An 18,377-nucleotide genomic window follows, 5' to 3' on the forward strand; every position below is an offset into this window, starting at 1 on the left:
CCTCGTGCTGAACTGCAGGACGTGTGCATCAGACCATCCGCCGGTTGTCCAGTGTTTGCATGCCCAAGAGGTACTCCCCGTGCATCTCGAAGCCGGCTTCGCCCAGCACTCCATGCGCCAGGATGGTGTTGATGTCGCGCAGGAGGCGTGAAAGAACGGACGTGTCCGCAATGGCCTCCGCACCAGCGTGACGGAAGGCTCGGGTGATGACTTGGTTGGCCGTCTTTCCAGCGAATGATGCGGAAGTCTGCATAAGATCAAGCAGTTCCAATTCAAGCTGGCCGCCTTGTGACACTGCGTCACGCCCGGCTTCGAGAGCCTCATGCACACGGCGATTTACGTCAAGGGCAAAGGCGCGGGCGGCACTCAGCTGGGCGTCCAACTCTCCGATTTCCCGCTGGAACCATGACGACTCCGCCAAGCTCTTAGGGGTGCCGATGTTGATACGGCTGCCTCGGCGCTTGTTGGGGGCCATCCTGATGATTTCATTTAAGGCTCGTCGGGCCGCGCCCAACACCATTCCCGGGTGCATCTGCAGGACATAGGGGACCATACCCAGCCGGGCAAGTGGTGTGTCCGTGCGCGGCGCGCTTGTCATCGGGTTAAAGACCATCGTGTCGGGAACAAATACTCCCTCGACCCTGAACGCCGTCGAACCGGTGGCCTTCATCCCCAATACGTTCCATTGGTCGAGGATCTGGACCTGGGCGACGGGGACCAATGCAGTCCGGCGTTCCACTGCATTGTCGGCGCCGTTTACCAGAAAAGCCGCGGAAACGAAGTCGGCATGGTGGATTCCGCTGACAAAGTCCCACTGGCCGGTGATTACGTACCCGCCTTCAGTCCTTTCAGCTGTCCCGGGGCGAAGCGACCCTGCTTTCAACGCCAGTGAGGAACTGAAGAGGTCCGTTGCCTGATCCGGGCTCAATTGGGTCGCCAACTGTCCGGCACCTTCCAGAAGAATGGCAGCCGTCCAAGCAGTGCTGGGGTCAATCATGCCAATCTGTTCGATGATTTCGTAGGCTGTCACGGGATCAACAACGTTGCCGCCGAGATCGTCGGGCGTCATGATTCCCAGAACACCTGCCTCCCGGAGTGCTCGGACGGCGTCAGGGGCCAGGTAGCCGAGTTGCTGGGATTCCGCAACGCTGTCTTCAAGCCTTTGGCGGATCTCCTCCACCTGAACCAGCGCGTGCTCCCGACGCTCCTGTTTTCCCGTCGGCCAACTTGTCCGGCTGGTTGCAGACATCGCAGTCATGCTGTGCCCTCTTTCGTTTATTTGTGTCTTTTCTGGACTACTTCAAATACTCCGCCGGGTGTGATGTGTATCGCATCACTGAAAGTCCGTATCTTTGGCAAATGAGTTCGCTGCAGCGGTGCTCCATGTCACAGTTGGATTGAACCGCGGACGAGAGATACGCGAGAGGCGCCCCAGGTGCCGATTCCTGACCACGCGGTTTTGCCTAGGAGAGGTGACATGCGTTTCAACGACTGGACCGTACGCGGCAGGGAAGCCGAAGTGAAGACGGTTCTTGAACTATTTGCCAGCGGGGCCCGACTGGTCTCGTTGGTTGGTCCCGGTGGCGTTGGTAAAACCGCTGTTGCCAGACGCGTTCTGGAATCAGCGGATGTGCAGCAGGGAGCGGCAACTTTCTGGTTCGACGCCGAACTCCATGCCGATAAGGAACTCGTTGCGCAGGTCGATATGATCGCCAACCTGTTCAAAGACTCTCCTGCAGTGGCAGGAGTGCCACTGCTTTTGGTATTGGATGGTGCCCCCTCCCCGTCGGATCGGCGTGAACAACGCTTGGGGGAGCTGGCAAGAGAGTTGTTGGATTCAAACGAGGATCTCCGAATCGTGACGACAAGCCGACGAGTCCTCAGGCTTCCGTTTGCACGTCCTGTTGAGATCCGTCCGTTCACCGTTCCTGCTGATCCAGCAGACTTGAACAGCGCCTTGGCCCTCGTTCAAGGCGAAGCCGCGCTGGCCATCTTTGCTGACCGTGCTACGGCTGTCGCACCGAGGTTCATGATGGATCTGCCGACAGTGATCTCCCTGCTCGCGATTTGCAGGAAGCTTGGCGGGTTGCCGTTGGCCATCCATCTAGCCTCACTGCGAAGTTCCGCATTGCCTCCGGAGGCAATCCTCGACGAACTGGACGATCCGTTCCCCCTTCTGGCGGATGACTACTCGCTTGTGGCGCCGGCACGACACCATTCGATGCAGGCCTGCATCGAATCAAATTTGGAGGCCCTCTTACCTGAGGAAGAGTCCATCCTGACAGCAATAGCTTCCTTTCCTGGTGGATGCACACTGGATACTCTTCGCGACGTTCGAATTCCTCGTAGCGACAGTGTCGACGAACAACCGATTCTCCGGATAGTTTCGGCACTTGCAGAGTGGCACTTGGTTCGACCCTCGCCGGCAAGACCATCTGGAACCCGATTCACCACCGATCCCCTGATCCAAGCCTTCGTGTCCGCGCACCGGCAATCCCCCATCACGCTCATGCGGCAGATCACGCCTAAACTCTCGGAGCAATTTGATGCACACGTCGCAGTCAAGGGTTCCGGCTGGGACGATGCAAGTGCATGGGTGGAGGATGAATATTTGAACCTTCTGAAGCTCATCCAGGATGCGCTGTTGATCAATGACACGCATTCCTCCGCCCGCGTTGTCCACGGACTCTGCCGGTACTGGCGCCATCGAGGTTTGCTGAGGGAAGGTCTCATCACTGCAGAGCATGTGTTGGCTGCTGGGGACCTGGCCGTTGAGGACGAAGCAAGGGTAATTGGTGTGGTGGGTGGCCTCCGAGCGCATGTCTCGTCCTACACGAGCGCTTACACAGAATTGGCCCGGTCGGTGGAGCTTTGGCGCCGGGTGGATGATCCGGGAAATCTTGCGGCGGCGTTGGTGACGTTTTCCGCGGCAGCGCAGGAAGTTGACGGCATTGATTCAGCCAGGGCCGCACTAGAGGAGGCAATGTCCCTCTTCGAAAAAGTGGGAGACAGATGGTCCTATGCACGCACCCTTGGACTGTTGGGTGCCGTCATGGCGAACGATCCGAAGGAGCTCGATTTTGCACGGAAGTGCCTGGAAGAAACGTCAGCGTTGCTGCTGGCTCTTGGCGACCGTGGCGCAGCTAGTTTGCCAATGGAACACCTTGGTCGGATGCTGATTGAGAGTGGGGATCTCGACCAAGCCTTTCCCGTGCTTGAATACGGGCTTAGCGAAAGCCGCAGCCTGAGAGATTCCCTTCATACGTCGGCCTACCTTAATCTCCTGGCATGGGGAGAATCCCTTATGGACCGCCCCGGCCGGGCAGCCAGCCGCTATCTGGAGAGTCTGGAGATTGCCGTGCACCTTGGCCTGAAGGCCAGAGCGGTATGGTGCTTGGAAGGACTGGAAGAAGTCTTGGGGGCCCTCCGTTCCAGCGAACTCGCGGCTCTGGCTGGGGCCTCAGCGCAGGTTCTGCGCGACGACTTGGGACTGGAGTACTGGGTTGAGTTTTGCTGCCCCCGTCGCCCTGCCAAGCCGGCGCCAGGAGCTGCATCCCGTGCTTCCCAAATAGTACAAACGGGTGGGGAAGTGTGGCCGCCGGAAGCAGTGTTGACCCGGGTACCCGCGTTCCTGTCAGATTTGGCGGACACCGGTGCCAGAGCCGTCGCTGCCAACAAACTTGAACGTCCAGCCGGACTTACTCCACGGGAAATCGAAATACTTGGTTTGCTGGCAAATGGGCTTACCAGTCGTGACATTGCAAATAACTTGGTAATTAGCATAGATACCGTCGGCCGACACATCACTAACATCTACCGCAAGATCGGCGCCCGAGGGAGATCTGACGCCACGTCATATGCATTCAGGATGAACCTCGTGCCGGACGTGGCATAAGTACAATGCCCGATACGCAAACATCCCTACAAGCCAAGATGGGCCGGGCAGCTCTTGGCCGCCCGGCCGGCAGTGCATCATCGATGTTCCGTCGGCCGGACACAGTGAGCCCTGTTCCACTCAGATGACCCGGCGAATGTCAGCGCTTGAAAACCTGTCTGGATCGGCGTGAGGCAATACGCCAAGCCCCGTCCTCGATCCTGTAATTGTCCTCGTACTCACCGACAGCAAATACTTGAGCCTCTGGCTGCCCTTCCCCTGAATGCATGAAGAGCGTATACGGGACTGTCCCTTGGATTTCTTGCCCGTTCCAGTGGAGCCGTGGTAGACCGAGAATTGTCCGGGAGATCTTGTTTTGTTCGCTTCTGGCCTGCGCGAAAGTTGCGAGCTCTGCTCTACCCCTCCTCTCGCTGCCTGCGGCCGTGAAGACGCCGTCGGTGGTGAAGAGTTCTGCAAATCCTTCGGCGATACCTCGGTCCAGCTTCCAATTGAACTCAACTGCTAGAGCTGTCACATGTGCTCGTGTCTCCTGGTCTACTTCCCCGTCTAGCTGCATCTTCAATCCAATCTTTTGATCTTTGGCCGTGACCGGTGACCGTTGCGCCACCCTACGAGCAATCTATTTGAGCGATCGATATGTCCGCTTCACAGGAATCAGTGATTTGTCGGTGACGGTCGAAAAGTGAGCCATTGTGACGGTTGAAAACTGAGCCACCTGTTCCAAACGATTGGGTGGGTGATCACAGTGGAGGATTGGGCGCTTATTCGGCGGTTGCATCTGGCCGAGGGTGAGTCGATGAGGTCGATAGCGGCGCGGTTGGGGATCTCCAGGAACACCGTCGCGAAGGCAGTCAGCGCTGACGGTCCGCCAACTTACGTTCGGGCGCCGCAGGACTCCGGGATCAGGGCTGTGGAACCGGCTATTCGTGCGCTGCTGGTGGAGAATCCGCGGATGCCGGCGACGGTGTTGGCTGAACGGGTGGGCTGGTCGGGGTCTCCGGCGTGGTTCCGGGAGAACGTTGCCAGGATCCGGCCGGAGTATGCCCCGGCTGATCCTGCTGACCGGATCTCTTACGATCCCGGGGATCAGGCGCAGTGCGATCTGTGGTTCCCGGAGGTGCGGATACCCGTCGGGGCCGGAAAGGCCAGGGTGTTGCCGGTGCTGGTGATGGTGTCGTCGCATTCGCGGTTCATCATGGCCCGGATGATCCCGTCCCGGATGACCGGGGATCTGCTGGCCGGGATGTGGGAGCTGCTCGGATCCCTGGGTGCGGTTCCGCGGCGGTTGATCTGGGACAACGAAACGGGCATCGGCCGGCGGAACAGCTACGCCGCCGGCGTCGCGGCATTCGCCGGGGTCCTCGCGACCAGGTTCGTGCAGGTCAAACCCTACGACCCGGAGAGCAAGGGCGTGGTGGAGCGGGCGAACCAGTTCCTGGAGACGTCCTTCCTTCCGGGCCGGGTCTTCGCCTCTCCCGAGGACTTCAACAGCCAGCTCGGGCAGTGGCTGCCGAAGGCCAATGCCCGGCTGGTCAGGCGGACCGGCGCCCGCCCGGTGGACCTGCTCGCTGCGGACAAAGCGGCCATGCTGGCGTTGCCACCGGTTCCGCCGGTCACGGGCTTCACCGCGCGGGTTCGGCTCCCGAGGGACTACTACGTCCGGATGGGATCCAACGACTACTCCGTCCACCCGCAGGCCATCGGCCGGTTCGTCGACATCACCGCTGACCTCGAAACCGTCACAATCAGCCTGGACGGCAGATCCGTCGGGGCCCACCCCCGGTCCTGGGGCACAGGTCTGACGATCACCGACCCCGAGCACGTCGAGGCGGCAAGGGCACTGCGGAAGGCCTTTCAAACCCCTCATCCGGTGGGCGAAACGACGGGGCTGCGGGACCTGGCGGACTACGACCGGGCGTTCGGGGTTGTCCTCGATGACGGGCGGGTCGCCTGATGCTGGCCGCTAAGGAAACCATCGGTCAGATCGAGTACTACTCCCGGGCGATGAAAGCACCCCGGATCCGTGAAGCAGCAATCCGTCTCGCCGACCAGGCCCGTGAAGGAGCCTGGACGCACGAGGAGTACCTCGCCGCTGTCCTGTCGCGGGAAGTCGCGGCCAGGGAAGCTTCCGGCGCCGAGATCAGGGCCCGGGCTGCTGGGTTCCCGGCCCGGAAAGCACTCGAGGATTTCAATTTCGATCATCAGCCCGGCCTCAAACGTGACACCATCGCGCACCTGGCCACCGGGGCGTTCCTCACCGAAGCGTCCAACATCGTCCTGCTCGGGCCACCCGGCACCGGCAAAACCCACCTCGCCACCGGGCTGGGCTTACGGGCCACCCAGCTCGGTCACCGGGTTCTGTTCGCCACCGCCATCGACTGGGTCGCCCGGCTCCAGGCAGCCCACCAGAACGGACGGCTGCCCCAGGAACTGGTGAAGCTGCGCCGCTACGGCCTGATCATCGTGGACGAAGTCGGTTATATCCCGTTCGAGCAGGACGCCGCGAACCTGTTCTTCCAACTGGTCTCATCCCGCTACGAGCAGGCCTCGCTGATCCTGACCTCGAACCTGCCCTTCGCCCGCTGGGGTGACGTCTTTGGTGATCAGGTCGTCGCCTCGGCCATGATCGACCGGATCGTCCACCACGCCGAAGTCATCACCCTCAAAGGCTCCAGCTACCGTCTTAAACACACCCAGGTCGATTCGCTGCCCTCGACAAGACCGGAAAATACGGCAGAATAACCAACGTCAAAGTGGCTCACTTTTCAGCCCACGAAATGGCTCACTTTTCGACCATCGCTGACAGTGATTTTTATTCCTCCGCCTGTCCTCCTACCGTCAACGTCTACGAAGAACGGTGATGGACGCGATTTAATTTGAAGAAAGACGGTCAGGGCTATACACATGAAGCGCCTGTCGAACGTAATTGACGATATTGGTCTCGTCATTTGGTGTGCCTCTGAACAGAACAGAGAGAGCCCAGTGGCATTCCGTGGACACACCACCCACCCACCCGACAAAACCAGGAATGGATTTTCTACCATGGATAGCACTCCCCTAAACACCCCCTGGCCGACCTCCCAACCAGGGCGCTACCAGCTGACCATGCCGGGGCAGCTCTCGGCAGATGGCAGAGCCCTATACGACAGGATCGTCGGTGGTCCGAGGGCATCACAACGGCAGCACGCGCCCATCGTCGATGCCCAAGGCCGGCTACTTGGCCCCTTTGGCCTGATGACTATCGCGCCAGCCGTTGGCGAGAGGGTTCAGTCCTTGGGAGCCGCTCTGCGCTTTGCGAGCAGCCTGCAACCACGTCTCCGGGAAATCGCTATCCTAACTATCGCAGCCCACTTCCAGAGTGAGTTTGAGTGGTTCGCGCATCAGCCTGCGGCCAGCGCGGCAGGCATCACGGAAACCCAACTGAACCAGCTGATGGAGGGACTCATCCCCGATGGTCTGACGTCCGATGAGACTGCCGCGGCCACCGCGATCCAAACGATGTTGCAGAACCACACGCTCACAGACGACGAGTACTATAGCGCCATTGAGGCACTCGGTGAGCCATTACTTGCCGAACTGGTATGGCTGTGCGGTTACTACTCCATGCTCGCGTTGTCGCTAAATGTTTTCGCGCCAGCCAACCCACTGACTAACCAGGCACAGTTTTAGAGCTCACCAGGTGACGGCAGCCAAGGCGAATGGCCAAGACGCGCCCTGGCGCTGGATCTCCGGTCTGGTTTTTAGACACCTGACGACCGCAAGAGGTGACATGGCCCGCCCCTTCGCCGAGCGTCTTCCATCAAGACCCGATTCTTCGGACTATTTTGATAGTTCTCGGGTACCGCAGCTCGGTTTCCTGCCCCTCCAACTGTCAGGGTGGGATCTGAGAACATCATGAGCGACCGTCAACAATGCGGAACTTCGCGCTATTCTGACGCCAGACCGGCACCCGCAAGTTGCCCGTGCTCTCCCGCCACCCTGGTCCACGCTGCTCTAGGGCGAGGCGACCTCCGAGAAACCTTAATGGGCAAGGCGTGCCGGGAACCCTCACACGGCTACTGCTTCCTGGCATTACTCGATAGCTACTTGACCCAATATCCGTTATCGGTGTTTCAAAATGGGCGGGGGAAGCTGCCGGAATAAGGAAGAGTAGGGGTCTCTCTTAACCACAGCCCACCGACTACGGCGCAGCAGCAAAACCAGCGCCTGCCTTTATAACGCCAGGCCTCGCTTGGCTTGCGGCGGCCGCGACGCCGGACAAGTCCCTCCAAGATACCTGTCATGCCGCGGTCGGGATGAAGAATTAACCTACGTAAAATTCAGACCAACCCACGGCGTAGTGACCGGGATCGTACCTCCGGACACAGATCGGAACTCTTCGTCGAGTAGAGTGCCGATGCACAGTTCCTGCGAAATTTCCTTGGTCTCCTCAGAGTGTGAATCAGACATCTTTGTCTCCTAGCGAAGGGTCACTTGTAGTGTCCGCCATGCGTGCACCTTACTACAGGTTATATTGGTTTTATGACGACCGTAAATAGTCCGGTATAGATTGTTATAGAGGTAAATTTACGAACGTCACGATTCTGCTATATTTGAGACCCGACACCAAGAGGAGTCTGCCGTGGATCGTCTATCCCGAACAAACCCCCGTGCCAGCGTAGATCGCACTGTTGAGTGGGTGGACACGGATGCTTCCGGGCACCAGCACAATTCGGCGGTGATGCGCTGGGTGGAGTCCGCCGAGGCAGAGCTGTTCCTTCATACCCTCAAGCTGCCTGACTACTTCCCGAGTGTTCCCCGCGTTCATCAAGAGATCCACTTCAAGGCCAAGTTGTGGTTCGGGCAGAGGATTACGGCGGCGGTAGGCATCTCCAAGCTGGGTAGGACGTCCATGACCTACGCCTTTGAGGTTTACGGGCATCAGCACGATGGCCTCGCAGGGGGCGTGGCCGCTTTCGGAACAGTAACAGTGGCTCATGTACCGCCGGGCTCGGCCAAAGCTCAGCCCTGGCCGGTCGCCGTCGTCCAGGCCGTAGCACTCCCACAGCGGCCAGAGACTGAGGCTCACTCCCGGGCAGGCAATCCAGGACATGTTGACCCGAAAAATTAGCGTAAGGAAACCCGTGAAAGTGCTGGCTCATGTGAAGCCACCACTTTCACGGTGCTAATGTCCCGCATTAGGGCACTTCCGCCGCCGGCGGATTTCCGTCCTGGGGCCAGAATCAGCTGCCCTGAGCCGCGGCCCCGGAAAGTCGATCCTTCCGCCAATGGCCATGGCGCCGATTCCTGCCATTGCCGGAGGGAACAGTATTAAGCGACCCCGACAAACCTGCTTAAGGAATAGAGCACGCGCTCGGTGACTTCGTCGATGCCGCCGCTGCCATGGACTTGGGTCAGGATGCCGCGCTGGGCATACCTTGCGGCAACGGCTTCGGTCAGCTCGTTGTAGAGGTCCAAGCGGTGGCGGATGACGGCTTCGTGGTCGTCAGAACGCCCCGTTTCCTTCGCCCGACCGAGCAGGCGGGCAACGAGCTCTTCATCGTCGGCCGTCAGCACCAGGACGACGTCGAGCTTCCGGTCGCATTCCGCGAGGATTAGGTCCAGATAGTCCACCTGGGCAACGGTCCGGGGGTACCCGTCCAGCATAAAGCCGCTTTCTACGTCGGCCTCACTGATGCGGTCGCGCACCATCTTGTTGGTGACGCTGTCAGGAACGAAGTCACCGCCGTCCAGGTACTTCTGGGCTGTCAGGCCAAGAGGGGTCTGGCCCTTTACGTTGGCACGGAAGATGGCGCCTGTGGAGACGGCAACTATGCCAAGATGCTCAGAGATCCGCTCCGCCTGGGTTCCCTTGCCGGAACCGGGAGGTCCAATGATCAACATTCTGGTCATGACAAGACCCCTTTGAGGTTGTTAATGGTGCTGCAGAAATGGTCCTGCCAGGCAGACTCTGCACAGCCCTGACGACAGTGGTCGGCGCGGGGCTGTGGAGTGGGTTCTCCCGCCAGAACGTGCGCCGTGGGTGACTGTGTCGAACGTGACCATCGTGCCGGCGTTCGATTTGCGTCGTCAGGAGCTCCACGAGATTAGCCCCAATTTTTGCTGGTGGACCGGAGTGTCGGTATCCACGGACTCCACGGTCCGTTCAACGCTGCCTGCGGAAAATGCATGTCCGGGCTTCTGATGCGCTCCCGGAAGGCACTCCCCGACATCTCGCTGTGACCCTACATGCTCCTAGCGGGCGCCGATCCCGGCGACCTCTTCGTCCGCATCGCCATCGGCAGCAGTGGAAGGGACCAGCGCCTCGGGTTGCGGCTTGGGAATCATCGCCACCGCCGCGGCTGCAAGCACCGCGAATCCGGCGAAGACCGCAAAATTGGCCTCGAACGGCAGCTTCGAACCGGCAATCCAGCCGCCGATCAACGGGCCGGAGATGGCGCCCAGCCTGGCGAAGCTCAGGGCCCAGCCGGTGGCAGTGCCACGGACCTTTGCCGGGTAGTAGTCGGCGATGTAGCCGGTCAGAACCAACGAGGTGGAGATGGAACCAACACCTGCGAAGGCGACGAACAGCAGGTTGACCACCATGGTGTTCGGGAAGACCAGCAGCATGATGCCCAGGCCGCCAAGGATGTAGAACACCACCAGGATGAGCTTCTTGCCATACTTGTCCGCAGCGCGGCCGAGGAGGAGGCCGCCGATGGCCGAAGCAAGGCTGAACACCAGCAGGAAGGTAAGGGAGGAGCCGAGATCATACCCGGCCTTCTTCATGATGCTCGGCAGCCAGGTATTAAGGCCGTAAACGAGGACCAGCCCGCAGAACAGCGAAATCCAGAAGAAGACGGTAGACCGAAGATACTTTTGGGAGAACATGGTGGTGATGGTCCTCCACCAAGGTTCTGCCACTGCACCCGCCGTGGCCGGTGCCGGCGCAGCCACCGGCGCATAATCAGTGATCCTAAGCCTCGCCGCCAGCGCCTTCGCTTCGGACCTGCGGCCCTTGGACTCGAGATATTCCAGGGATTCGGGCAGAAGCTTCCAGATCAAGGGAAGGAGTACCACGGGTGCGGCACCGATGGCGATGACCGCACGCCAGCCGCCCAGTGGCAGGACGAACAAGGCCGCCAGGGCGGCTGCCACGATGCCCAGCGAGTACCCGGAGTACATCAGGCCGTAGTTGTAGGACCGCTTGTTGGGAGCGGAGTACTCGATGGTCAGCGCCGCTGCCACGGGAATAATGCCGCCCATGCCCAGGCCGCCGATCAGGCGGAAGAGCCCGAACAGTTCGGGGGTGGGCGCCCACGCTGCGCCTGCCTGCGTCAGCGTGAAGATGGCCATGGAGGCCAGCAGCATCTTCTTCCGGCCGACGAGGTCGCTGAGAGTGCCGATGAACAGGGCACCGATCAGCATTCCAACCAGCGCGTAGGACCCGAGGCCGCCGAGGGCGAGCGGGCTGAGGTTCCATTCCCTGTACTCGGCAAGGGCGGGAAGGACGGCGCCGAGGACCCCGACGTCGTAGCCCTCAGCGAGGATGGCGAGCCAGCAGCAGAAGAGTACGACGCCGGTGCTGCGCTTGGGCACGTTCCAGTTTTTTACGGGTGCGGCGGCCATGGCTACTTCACCAGGACCGATGCAGCGGCTGAGGCGGGGGTCCAGCGAAGATGGGAAGTGGAGGTTGCGGCATCTGGTTCCTTCAGGAGGGAGAGGCGGGGGCGCACGGCGTCGGTGCGGGAGCTCGGCGGCTTGCGGCGGCCCGCCCGGAACTGCGGGATCCACTGTGCGCCGGGTCCCTGGTAATCCTGCTCGGCGGCGGCGTGCAGTGTCCACTGGGGGTCGAAGAGGTGGGTGCGGCCCAGGGCGATGAGGTCGGCGCGGCCGGCGAGCAGGATGGAGTTGACGTCGTCGTAGCTGGAAATGGCCCCGACGGCGATCACGGCCACGCCTGCCGGAGCGGCCACTTCCTGGCGGATGCGGTCAGCAAACGGCGTTTGGTAGCTGCGGCCGAAAGCGGGCTTTTCCTCCTTGGCCACCTGGCCGGTGGAGACGTCCAGGCCGGCGGCTCCGTGCGCCACGAAGGCGCGCGCAATCTCCACAGAATCGTCGGACGTGTTGCCGCCCTCGATCCAGTCCGTCGCGGAGATGCGCACCGTCACTGGCTTGCCTGCAGGCCAGGCCGCGCGGACGGCGTCGAACACTTCCAGGGGGAACCGCAGCCGGTTCTCCAGGCTGCCGCCGTACTCGTCGGACCGCCGGTTGGACACCGGCGAGAGGAATGAGGACAGCAGGTAGCCGTGGGCGGCGTGGACCTCGAGGAGGTCGAATCCTGCTTCGTCGGCCCGGCGGGCCGCGGCGACGAACTCTTCCTTGATAGCGTCGAGCCCGGCGCGGTCCAGTTCCAGGGGGATCTGGTTCCGGGGGCCGTAGGCGACGGCGGAGGGGCCCACGGCCTGCCAGTTTCCGGTTTCCAGTGGTTCGTCGATGCCTTCCCACATGAGCTTGGTGGATCCCTTGCGGCCTGAGTGGCCGATCTGGGCACCGATCTTGGCGGTGGACTGGCTGTGGACGAAGTCCACGATCTCCTTCCAGCTGTCCCGCTGGTTGTCCGTGTACAGGCCCGTGCAGCCGGGGGTGATCCGGCCGGCCTCGGAGACGCAAACCATTTCGGTCATCACCAGGCCGGCACCGCCCAGGGCCTTGGAGCCCAGGTGGACCTTGTGGAAGTCGCCGGGGATACCGTCAACGGCGGAGTACATGTCCATCGGAGAGACCACAACCCGGTTCTTCAGTTCCAGTCCGCCGATGCGGAAGGGCTGGAACATGGCCGGCGCTGCCTGGGTGAGCCCTTGGGATTCTGCGAAATGCCGCTCCACATCGGCAGCGAATTCGGGATCGCGCAGGCGCAGGTTCTCCTGGGTGATGCGGCGGCTGCGGGTCAGCAGGTTGAACGCAAACTGGGTGGGGTCCTGGTCCCTGTACTGGCCGATCCGCTCGAACCACTCCAGGGATGCCTGCGCGGCCCGCTGGGTGGATTCGACCACGGGACGGCGCTCGGCCTCATAGGCGGAAAGGGCCGATTCCAGGTCAGGGTGTTCGTGCAGGCAGGCAGCCAGGGCGAGGGAGTCTTCCATGGCCAGCTTCGTGCCGGAGCCGATGGAGAAGTGGGCGGTGTGGGCGGCGTCGCCCAGCAGCACCACGTTGTCCTTGCGCCAGCTGCGGTTGCGGACTGTGTTGAAGTTCAGCCACTTTGAGTTGTTGGAGAGGACCTCGTAGCCGTCCAGTTCCTCGGCGAAGATGGCGCGGACCTTGGCGATGGCCTTTTCATCCGAGACGCCGGGGGGAAAGACGTCGCCGGCGGTCTCGTCGAAGCCGGCAGCGTGCCACACGTCCTCGTGCATTTCGACGATGAATGTGGATCCTTCGTCTGAGTAGGGGTAGCCGTGGATCTGCATAACACCCCATTCGGTGTCCTTCACAAAGAACTTGAAGGCCTCGAACACCTGGTCTGTTCCGAGCCACATGTACTTGTTGGTGCGCGGGTCCAGGTCCGGGCCGAAGGCTTCGGCATACTTTGCCCTGATCTGGGAGTTGACGCCGTCGGCGGCCAGCACCAGGTCAAAGTTGGCTTCGAGTTCCTCGATGGCGGGGGCCATGGTCTGGAACCGCAGGTCCACGTTCAGCTCGGCGCAGCGGCGCTGCAGCAGTTCGAGCAGTTCTTTGCGGCTCATGGCTGCGAACCCCTGGCCGCCCACACTGATCATCTGCCCGGCGAAGTGGACGTCGATGTCGGACCAGCGGGCGAACCGGCGGCTCATGTATTCGGCCACCACGGGGTCGGCGTTGCCGATTCCGCCGAGCGTCTCGTCTGAAAAGACGACGCCGAACCCGAAGGTGTCGTTTGCTGCGTTGCGTTCCCAGAGGGTGATCTCGTGGGACGGGTCCAGCTGCTTCATCAGGGCTGCGAAGTACAGGCCGCCGGGGCCGCCTCCAACGATTGCGATTTTCATGATGTGCTCCTTTTTATGCCTGGCTCTGGCCGGCGGCGGTGAGTTCTTGGGTTTCGCCCGCGATGATCTCGCGGAGCTTGAAGTGCTGGAGCTTGCCGCTGGGATTGCGGGGCAGCTCGGTTACGAAGCGGAGGTCGCGGGGATATTTGTACGGCGCGATGGACGCCTTCACGAAGTCCTGGATTTCCTTGCGCTTGGCGGCGTCGCCGATGACGCCGTCGCAAAGCACTACAAAGGCGCATACCAGGGTGCCGCGCTCGGGGTCGGAACGGCCGATGACCGCGCTCTCGGCGACGTCCGGGTGCTGGTCGATGGCCGCTTCGACCTCCGGGGCGCCGATGTTGTAGCCGGACGAGACAATCATGTCGTCCGAGCGCGCCTGGTAGGTGAAGTAGCCGTCCTCGTCCATGGAGAACGTGTCTCCGGTGACGTTCCAGCCCTTGAGCACGTACTTGGACTGGCGCGGATCGTCGAGGTACCGGCATCCAGTGGGGCCGATGACCGCCAGGCGCCCGTGGTTCCCGGGACCGAGTTCGTTGCCATCGTCGTCAAGGATGGTGGCCCGGTAGCCAGGGACAGCCCGGCCCGTGGTGCCGGGGCGGATATCGTCACCGGCTGCCGAAATGAAGACGTGCAGCATTTCGGTGGCACCGATGCCGTTGACCAGCCGGATGCCCGTGGCGTCGCGGACAGCTTCCCAGGTTTCCTTGGAGAGGTGTTCCCCGGCAGAGACACCGACACGAAGGCCGCGAAGAAGTTCGCCGCGGCCCTGCTTGAGGATGGCACGGTAGGCGGTGGGAGCGGTGAAGAGGACAGTGGCGCCGGCAGCCGCCGCGTACTCGGCCAGCTCCACGGGGCCGGCTTTCTCCGTGAGCAGGGAGGAGGCGCCGAACCGCAGCGGAAAAATCACCAGTCCGCCCAAGCCAAAGGTAAACGCCAGGGGTGGCGAACCGGCAAAGACGTCGTCGGCGGTGGGCTGCAAAATGTACCGCGCGAACGTGTCCGCGTTGGCCAGCACATCCCGGTGAAAATGCATGGTCACCTTCGGCACGCCGGTGGTTCCCGACGTCGGTCCCAGGATCGCCACGTCGTCCGCGGCGGTGTCCACCGCTTGGAACTTGCCGTTTTTGGCGGCACAGCGGACGGTGAGGTCCCCGCCGTCGGACCCTCCATACGGCACAACGGTGAGGGTCCCGGCCGCGGCAACCGCGAGCTCGTCCACAAAGCGGTGATCGCAAATGGCCACCACAGGCTGGGTGAGCTGGATCAGCGTGGCAACCTCGCCTGAGCGCAGCATGGGCATGGTGGTGACCACCACTGCCCCGGCCTTCAGCACCCCCAGCCAGGCGGCAACAATCCACGGATTGTTGGGACCGCGCAGCAGCACCCGGTTTCCGGGCAGGACGCCAAGGTCTTCCGTGAGGACCTGGGCTACCTGGTTGGCGCGCTGCTGAAGTTCGCCGTAGGTCCAGACGGTGCCGTCCGGAGTCCGCAGGGCAGGCCTGTCCGTACCGTGTTCAGCGACCGCGTTGTCGATGAGTGCAACGGCGGCGTTAAGCCGTTCCGGGTACTGCAGTTCCGGGAGGGTGAATTCAAGCGCCGGCCAGGTGTCGGCGGGCGGCAGGTGGTCGCGGGTGAACGTGTCCACGTGGGCCGATGGCGTCATGCTCATGGCCGTCCTTTCAGTGGTGCGTCGGCAGGTGGTCGGGGTGGATGGCATGTCATCCGCCGGGACGGATCATGCCCTCTTGGGCGACGGTGGCAAGGAGCCGTCCCTGGCGGTCGAAGAAGCGGCCCATGGCCAGGCCCCTGTTGCTTTGGCCGGACACGGCTTCCTGTGCGTAGAGGATCCATTCGTCCGCACGGCCGTCGCGGTGGAACCACATCGAGTGGTCCAGGCTGGCGGTGGCGAGTCCGGGGCTTGACCAGTGGAGCCCGTTGACCCTCAGGAGCGGTTCCAGGATGGTGTAGTCGCAGACATAGGCAAGGGCGGAGCGGTGGAGGTCTGCGTCGTCGGGCAGGGCGTCGAAGGCCTTGACCCAGATGACCTGGTGGGGAACGGGGCCGCCCTCCAAGTCAACGTAGACCGGTCCCGGTACATGCCGCATGTCAAAGCTGCGCCCGGCGGACCAATAGTCGGCGGCAGCCCCGTCGGTCCCCTCCAAGGCTTCAGCTGCACTGCGCAGTGACTCAGGCTCGACGCCGGCGGGAGCCTCGGGCTGGAAGTCCGGGCCGTCCTCGGGCACCTGGAATGAACCCATCGCGGCGTAGACAGCCTTGCCGTTCTGGAATCCACGGACGGTCCGGGTGGAGTACCCCCGTCCGTCACGCAGCCGTTCCACTTCGTAGCGGATGGTTGCCCCGACGTCGACGGGCCGCATGAAGTAGCTGTGCATTGAGTGCAGCGCCCTGTCTGCATCGACTGACCGCATCATTGCCGCGGCCGCCTGCGCCACCATGTCCCCGCCGTAGGCCTTGGGCCAGGGCACGTACTGGGTGGCTGCCTCGTAGGCTTCGTCGTAGACCTCGGCCGGAGCGGGCGTCAGCTCGATGGCCCGCAGGAACGTCTCCGAGGTGAGGGTGCCCGTGATCATGGCGGTCAGGCCCTGCGGTAGCCGGCGAGGGACTCGTCGGCGACGTCGTCGAGGTTGACCACAAGGTTCTCCGGGGTGCGGGCGGTCAGCCACACGAGTTCCTCGGTGACGGACATGTTTGCCTCCACATGGGGCATGAATGGCGGGACGAAGACCCAGTCGCCGGCCTTCATGTCGAGGAATTCCTGGAAGTGTTCCCCGAAGTAGATGCGGCCGTGGCCGCGCAGCACGTAGCCGCCGGTTTCAGCTTCGCCGTGGTGGTGCGGAAGCGAGCGGTACCCCGGGGTGTTGGACACCTGGCCGAACCAGATCTTGGTGGCAGGTGTGTGCTGGATGCTGACGCCCGAGACGCGGATGCAGTCACCTGACTGGGCGGTGTTCGTGTCCTCGTGACCGGCCCGGGTCACCACGGGGACTACCTTGCCGTCGGCCTGGGCGTAGATGGAGTTGTCGCCTTCGAGGCGATAGTCGGTGGCTGTCTGGTTCATTGCGGTCACTCCTTGGTTGATGTTGGACGGATGCGGACCACGTTTTCAAGGCGTCCGATTCCTGTGATTTCGGTGGTGAGCACGTCGCCGTCGTTCAGGAACCGGGGCGGTGTCATGCCCATGCCCACTCCCCCGGGTGTTCCTGTCAGGACGAGGTCGCCCGGGCGCAGGGTTGTGAACTGGGAGATGTAGGAAAGAAGTCTTGCCGGGCCGAACACCAGCGTTCCCGTATTGCCCTTCTGGACGACGTCGCCGTTGACGTAGCCAACGACGTCGAACGTTTCGCCGGCCTCGTCTGCCGTGACCAGGACGGGTCCCACCGGGGTGGTGGCGTCGAATGACTTGCCCTGGAACCACTGCAGTGACCGGTTTTGCCAGTCGCGCATGGAGACGTCATTGGCGACCGTATAGCCTGCTATTGACGCTGCTGCCTCATCCTCGTCCGCCCGGAACAGTTCTGAACCGACGACGACGGCCAGCTCGGCTTCCCAGTCGACGCGGTCGCTTCCGTGGACCTCAATGGTGTCGGTTGCTCCCACCAGGGTATCGGCGTACTTGGCGAACAGGGTGGGGTACAGGGGAAGTTCCCTGCCCATCTCCTGGATGTGGTCCGCGTAGTTCAATCCGCAGCAGATGACCTTGCCGGCGCGGGGAAGAAGGGGGGCGTAGTCAACGTCCGCCGTTTCAATCACCACCGGATCAGCTGCGGCTGCCTCACGAACCACATCCCGCCAGTCCGCCCGTGCCAGCAGTTCCCCGACGTCGGAGGCCGGGAGCGCGAGGTAGGCGTCGGCAGCCGTGGCGAGTGCCGCCGTCGTTCCCTGTCCGGCTGTGCGCAAGGTGGCGAGTTTCATTGATTCTGTCCCTTCGAGATGATGTGTCGACTTTTTTACGATCGTCACATATGCTCAACGTAGCACGGCGGAATTGATCTGCACAGAGCCTTTCCGGAACTTTTTTCAGACGCCACACAGCAGGAGGAACAGCATGGGCCACAAGACGATCAACCCGGAATCCCTTCCCAAACCGTCCGGGTTCGCGCACGGAGTTCTCGCCGGGAACACGGTGTTCCTGGGCGGTCAGACGGCGCTGGACAAGGACATGAAGATCGTCCCCGGCGGCATCGTGGAGCAGTTCACGCAGGCCTTCTCCAACGTCCTCACCACGCTCCGCGAGGCCGGTGGCCAGCCTGACGACCTGGTCAACGTGACCATCTTCCTCACCGACGTGGAGGACTACATGGCCCATGGACGCGAAATTGGCCGGATCTGGCGTGACATGGCGGGTTCGCAATACCCGGCCATGGCAGGCATCGGCGTCACCCGGCTATGGCAGGAAGAGGCGTTGATCGAGATCCAGGCCATCGCCGTGATCAGCGAACGCTGACCCGGGAAAGCAA

15 protein-coding genes are annotated in these 18,377 nt (G+C 62.2%); 6 read left to right on the forward strand and 9 right to left on the reverse strand.

Annotated features, from left to right (window positions below):
• Positions 1-28: 28 nt before the first annotated feature.
• Positions 29-1,249 carry an acyl-CoA dehydrogenase family protein gene (locus FNL14_RS14530; protein ID WP_181762648.1) on the reverse strand — a complete coding sequence of 407 codons (1,221 nt, stop codon included), beginning with the start codon at positions 1,247-1,249 and terminating at the stop codon, positions 29-31.
• Positions 1,250-1,477: 228 nt separating this feature from the next.
• Here FNL14_RS14530 and FNL14_RS14535 point away from each other — a divergent pair, with 228 nt between their 5' ends.
• A complete protein-coding gene (locus FNL14_RS14535) occupies positions 1,478-3,895 on the forward strand; it encodes a LuxR C-terminal-related transcriptional regulator (RefSeq protein ID WP_142061159.1) in 2,418 nt (805 codons plus the stop codon).
• Positions 3,896-4,034: 139 nt separating this feature from the next.
• On the opposite strand, the gene FNL14_RS14540 is transcribed toward FNL14_RS14535, so the two are convergent.
• A complete protein-coding gene (locus tag FNL14_RS14540) occupies positions 4,035-4,451 on the reverse strand; it encodes a nuclear transport factor 2 family protein (protein ID WP_255470861.1) in 417 nt (138 codons plus the stop codon).
• A gap of 180 nt (positions 4,452-4,631) precedes the next feature.
• Here FNL14_RS14540 and istA point away from each other — a divergent pair, with 180 nt between their 5' ends.
• From istA to FNL14_RS14560, 4 genes are all read left to right on the forward strand, one after another.
• Positions 4,632-5,849 carry an IS21 family transposase gene (gene istA, locus FNL14_RS14545; RefSeq protein ID WP_142061163.1) on the forward strand — a complete coding sequence of 406 codons (1,218 nt, stop codon included), beginning with the start codon at positions 4,632-4,634 and terminating at the stop codon, positions 5,847-5,849.
• A complete protein-coding gene (gene istB / locus FNL14_RS14550) occupies positions 5,849-6,637 on the forward strand; it encodes an IS21-like element helper ATPase IstB (protein WP_142061165.1) in 789 nt (262 codons plus the stop codon). Before istA ends, istB begins: the two co-directional genes overlap by 1 nt.
• Before the next feature lie 300 nt (positions 6,638-6,937).
• Positions 6,938-7,564 carry a carboxymuconolactone decarboxylase family protein gene (locus FNL14_RS14555; protein WP_181762650.1) on the forward strand — a complete coding sequence of 209 codons (627 nt, stop codon included), beginning with the start codon at positions 6,938-6,940 and terminating at the stop codon, positions 7,562-7,564.
• Between the two features lie 952 nt (positions 7,565-8,516).
• A complete protein-coding gene (locus FNL14_RS14560) occupies positions 8,517-9,005 on the forward strand; it encodes a thioesterase family protein (RefSeq protein WP_255470851.1) in 489 nt (162 codons plus the stop codon).
• A gap of 200 nt (positions 9,006-9,205) precedes the next feature.
• Here FNL14_RS14560 and FNL14_RS14565 read toward each other — a convergent pair whose 3' ends face one another.
• The 7 genes from FNL14_RS14565 to FNL14_RS14595 all read right to left on the reverse strand — a co-directional run bounded on the left by FNL14_RS14565 (position 9,206) and on the right by FNL14_RS14595 (position 17,832).
• Positions 9,206-9,778 carry an adenylate kinase gene (locus FNL14_RS14565; protein ID WP_181762665.1) on the reverse strand — a complete coding sequence of 191 codons (573 nt, stop codon included), beginning with the start codon at positions 9,776-9,778 and terminating at the stop codon, positions 9,206-9,208.
• A 351-nt stretch (positions 9,779-10,129) separates the two neighbouring features.
• Positions 10,130-11,503, reverse strand: a complete 1,374-nt coding sequence (locus tag FNL14_RS14570) for an aromatic acid/H+ symport family MFS transporter (RefSeq protein ID WP_255470852.1) — start codon at positions 11,501-11,503, stop codon at positions 10,130-10,132.
• 2 nt (positions 11,504-11,505) lie between these two features.
• The gene (locus tag FNL14_RS14575) at positions 11,506-13,896 is read right to left on the reverse strand and encodes a bifunctional salicylyl-CoA 5-hydroxylase/oxidoreductase (RefSeq protein WP_142061172.1); all 2,391 of its coding nucleotides are present in this window, start codon (positions 13,894-13,896) and stop codon (positions 11,506-11,508) included.
• 13 nt (positions 13,897-13,909) lie between these two features.
• Positions 13,910-15,568 carry an AMP-binding protein gene (locus FNL14_RS14580; RefSeq protein ID WP_142061174.1) on the reverse strand — a complete coding sequence of 553 codons (1,659 nt, stop codon included), beginning with the start codon at positions 15,566-15,568 and terminating at the stop codon, positions 13,910-13,912.
• Positions 15,569-15,617: 49 nt separating this feature from the next.
• Complete coding sequence (locus FNL14_RS14585; protein ID WP_142061176.1) at positions 15,618-16,490, reverse strand: acyl-CoA thioesterase II; 873 nt, start codon at positions 16,488-16,490, stop codon at positions 15,618-15,620.
• Positions 16,491-16,495: 5 nt separating this feature from the next.
• Positions 16,496-16,978, reverse strand: a complete 483-nt coding sequence (locus FNL14_RS14590) for a cupin domain-containing protein (RefSeq protein WP_142061178.1) — start codon at positions 16,976-16,978, stop codon at positions 16,496-16,498.
• Between the two features lie 5 nt (positions 16,979-16,983).
• The gene (locus tag FNL14_RS14595; protein WP_142061180.1) at positions 16,984-17,832 is read right to left on the reverse strand and encodes a fumarylacetoacetate hydrolase family protein; all 849 of its coding nucleotides are present in this window, start codon (positions 17,830-17,832) and stop codon (positions 16,984-16,986) included.
• A 133-nt stretch (positions 17,833-17,965) separates the two neighbouring features.
• Here FNL14_RS14595 and FNL14_RS14600 point away from each other — a divergent pair, with 133 nt between their 5' ends.
• Positions 17,966-18,364, forward strand: a complete 399-nt coding sequence (locus FNL14_RS14600) for a RidA family protein (RefSeq protein WP_142061182.1) — start codon at positions 17,966-17,968, stop codon at positions 18,362-18,364.
• The last annotated feature ends 13 nt before the right edge of the window (positions 18,365-18,377 follow it).

The organism is Pseudarthrobacter sp. B4EP4b, from assembly GCF_006680095.1.
Lineage (GTDB): Bacteria > Actinomycetota > Actinomycetes > Actinomycetales > Micrococcaceae > Arthrobacter.

Excerpts from the sequence above, each read along its gene's own strand:
- FNL14_RS14590 (WP_142061178.1), bottom strand. The coding sequence starts at position 16,978 with ATGAACCAGACAGCCACCGACTATCGCCTCGAAGGCGACAACTCCATC.
- FNL14_RS14570 (WP_255470852.1), bottom strand. The coding sequence starts at position 11,503 with ATGGCCGCCGCACCCGTAAAAAACTGGAACGTGCCCAAGCGCAGCACC.
- FNL14_RS14535 (WP_142061159.1), top strand. The coding sequence starts at position 1,478 with ATGCGTTTCAACGACTGGACCGTACGCGGCAGGGAAGCCGAAGTGAAG.
- FNL14_RS14600 (WP_142061182.1), top strand. The coding sequence starts at position 17,966 with ATGGGCCACAAGACGATCAACCCGGAATCCCTTCCCAAACCGTCCGGG.
- FNL14_RS14580 (WP_142061174.1), bottom strand. The coding sequence starts at position 15,568 with ATGAGCATGACGCCATCGGCCCACGTGGACACGTTCACCCGCGACCAC.
- istB (WP_142061165.1), top strand. The coding sequence starts at position 5,849 with ATGCTGGCCGCTAAGGAAACCATCGGTCAGATCGAGTACTACTCCCGG.
- FNL14_RS14540 (WP_255470861.1), bottom strand. The coding sequence starts at position 4,451 with ATGCAGCTAGACGGGGAAGTAGACCAGGAGACACGAGCACATGTGACA.
- FNL14_RS14595 (WP_142061180.1), bottom strand. The coding sequence starts at position 17,832 with ATGAAACTCGCCACCTTGCGCACAGCCGGACAGGGAACGACGGCGGCA.
- FNL14_RS14585 (WP_142061176.1), bottom strand. The coding sequence starts at position 16,490 with ATGATCACGGGCACCCTCACCTCGGAGACGTTCCTGCGGGCCATCGAG.
- FNL14_RS14575 (WP_142061172.1), bottom strand. The coding sequence starts at position 13,896 with ATGAAAATCGCAATCGTTGGAGGCGGCCCCGGCGGCCTGTACTTCGCA.
- FNL14_RS14555 (WP_181762650.1), top strand. The coding sequence starts at position 6,938 with ATGGATAGCACTCCCCTAAACACCCCCTGGCCGACCTCCCAACCAGGG.
- FNL14_RS14530 (WP_181762648.1), bottom strand. The coding sequence starts at position 1,249 with ATGTCTGCAACCAGCCGGACAAGTTGGCCGACGGGAAAACAGGAGCGT.
- FNL14_RS14565 (WP_181762665.1), bottom strand. The coding sequence starts at position 9,778 with ATGTTGATCATTGGACCTCCCGGTTCCGGCAAGGGAACCCAGGCGGAG.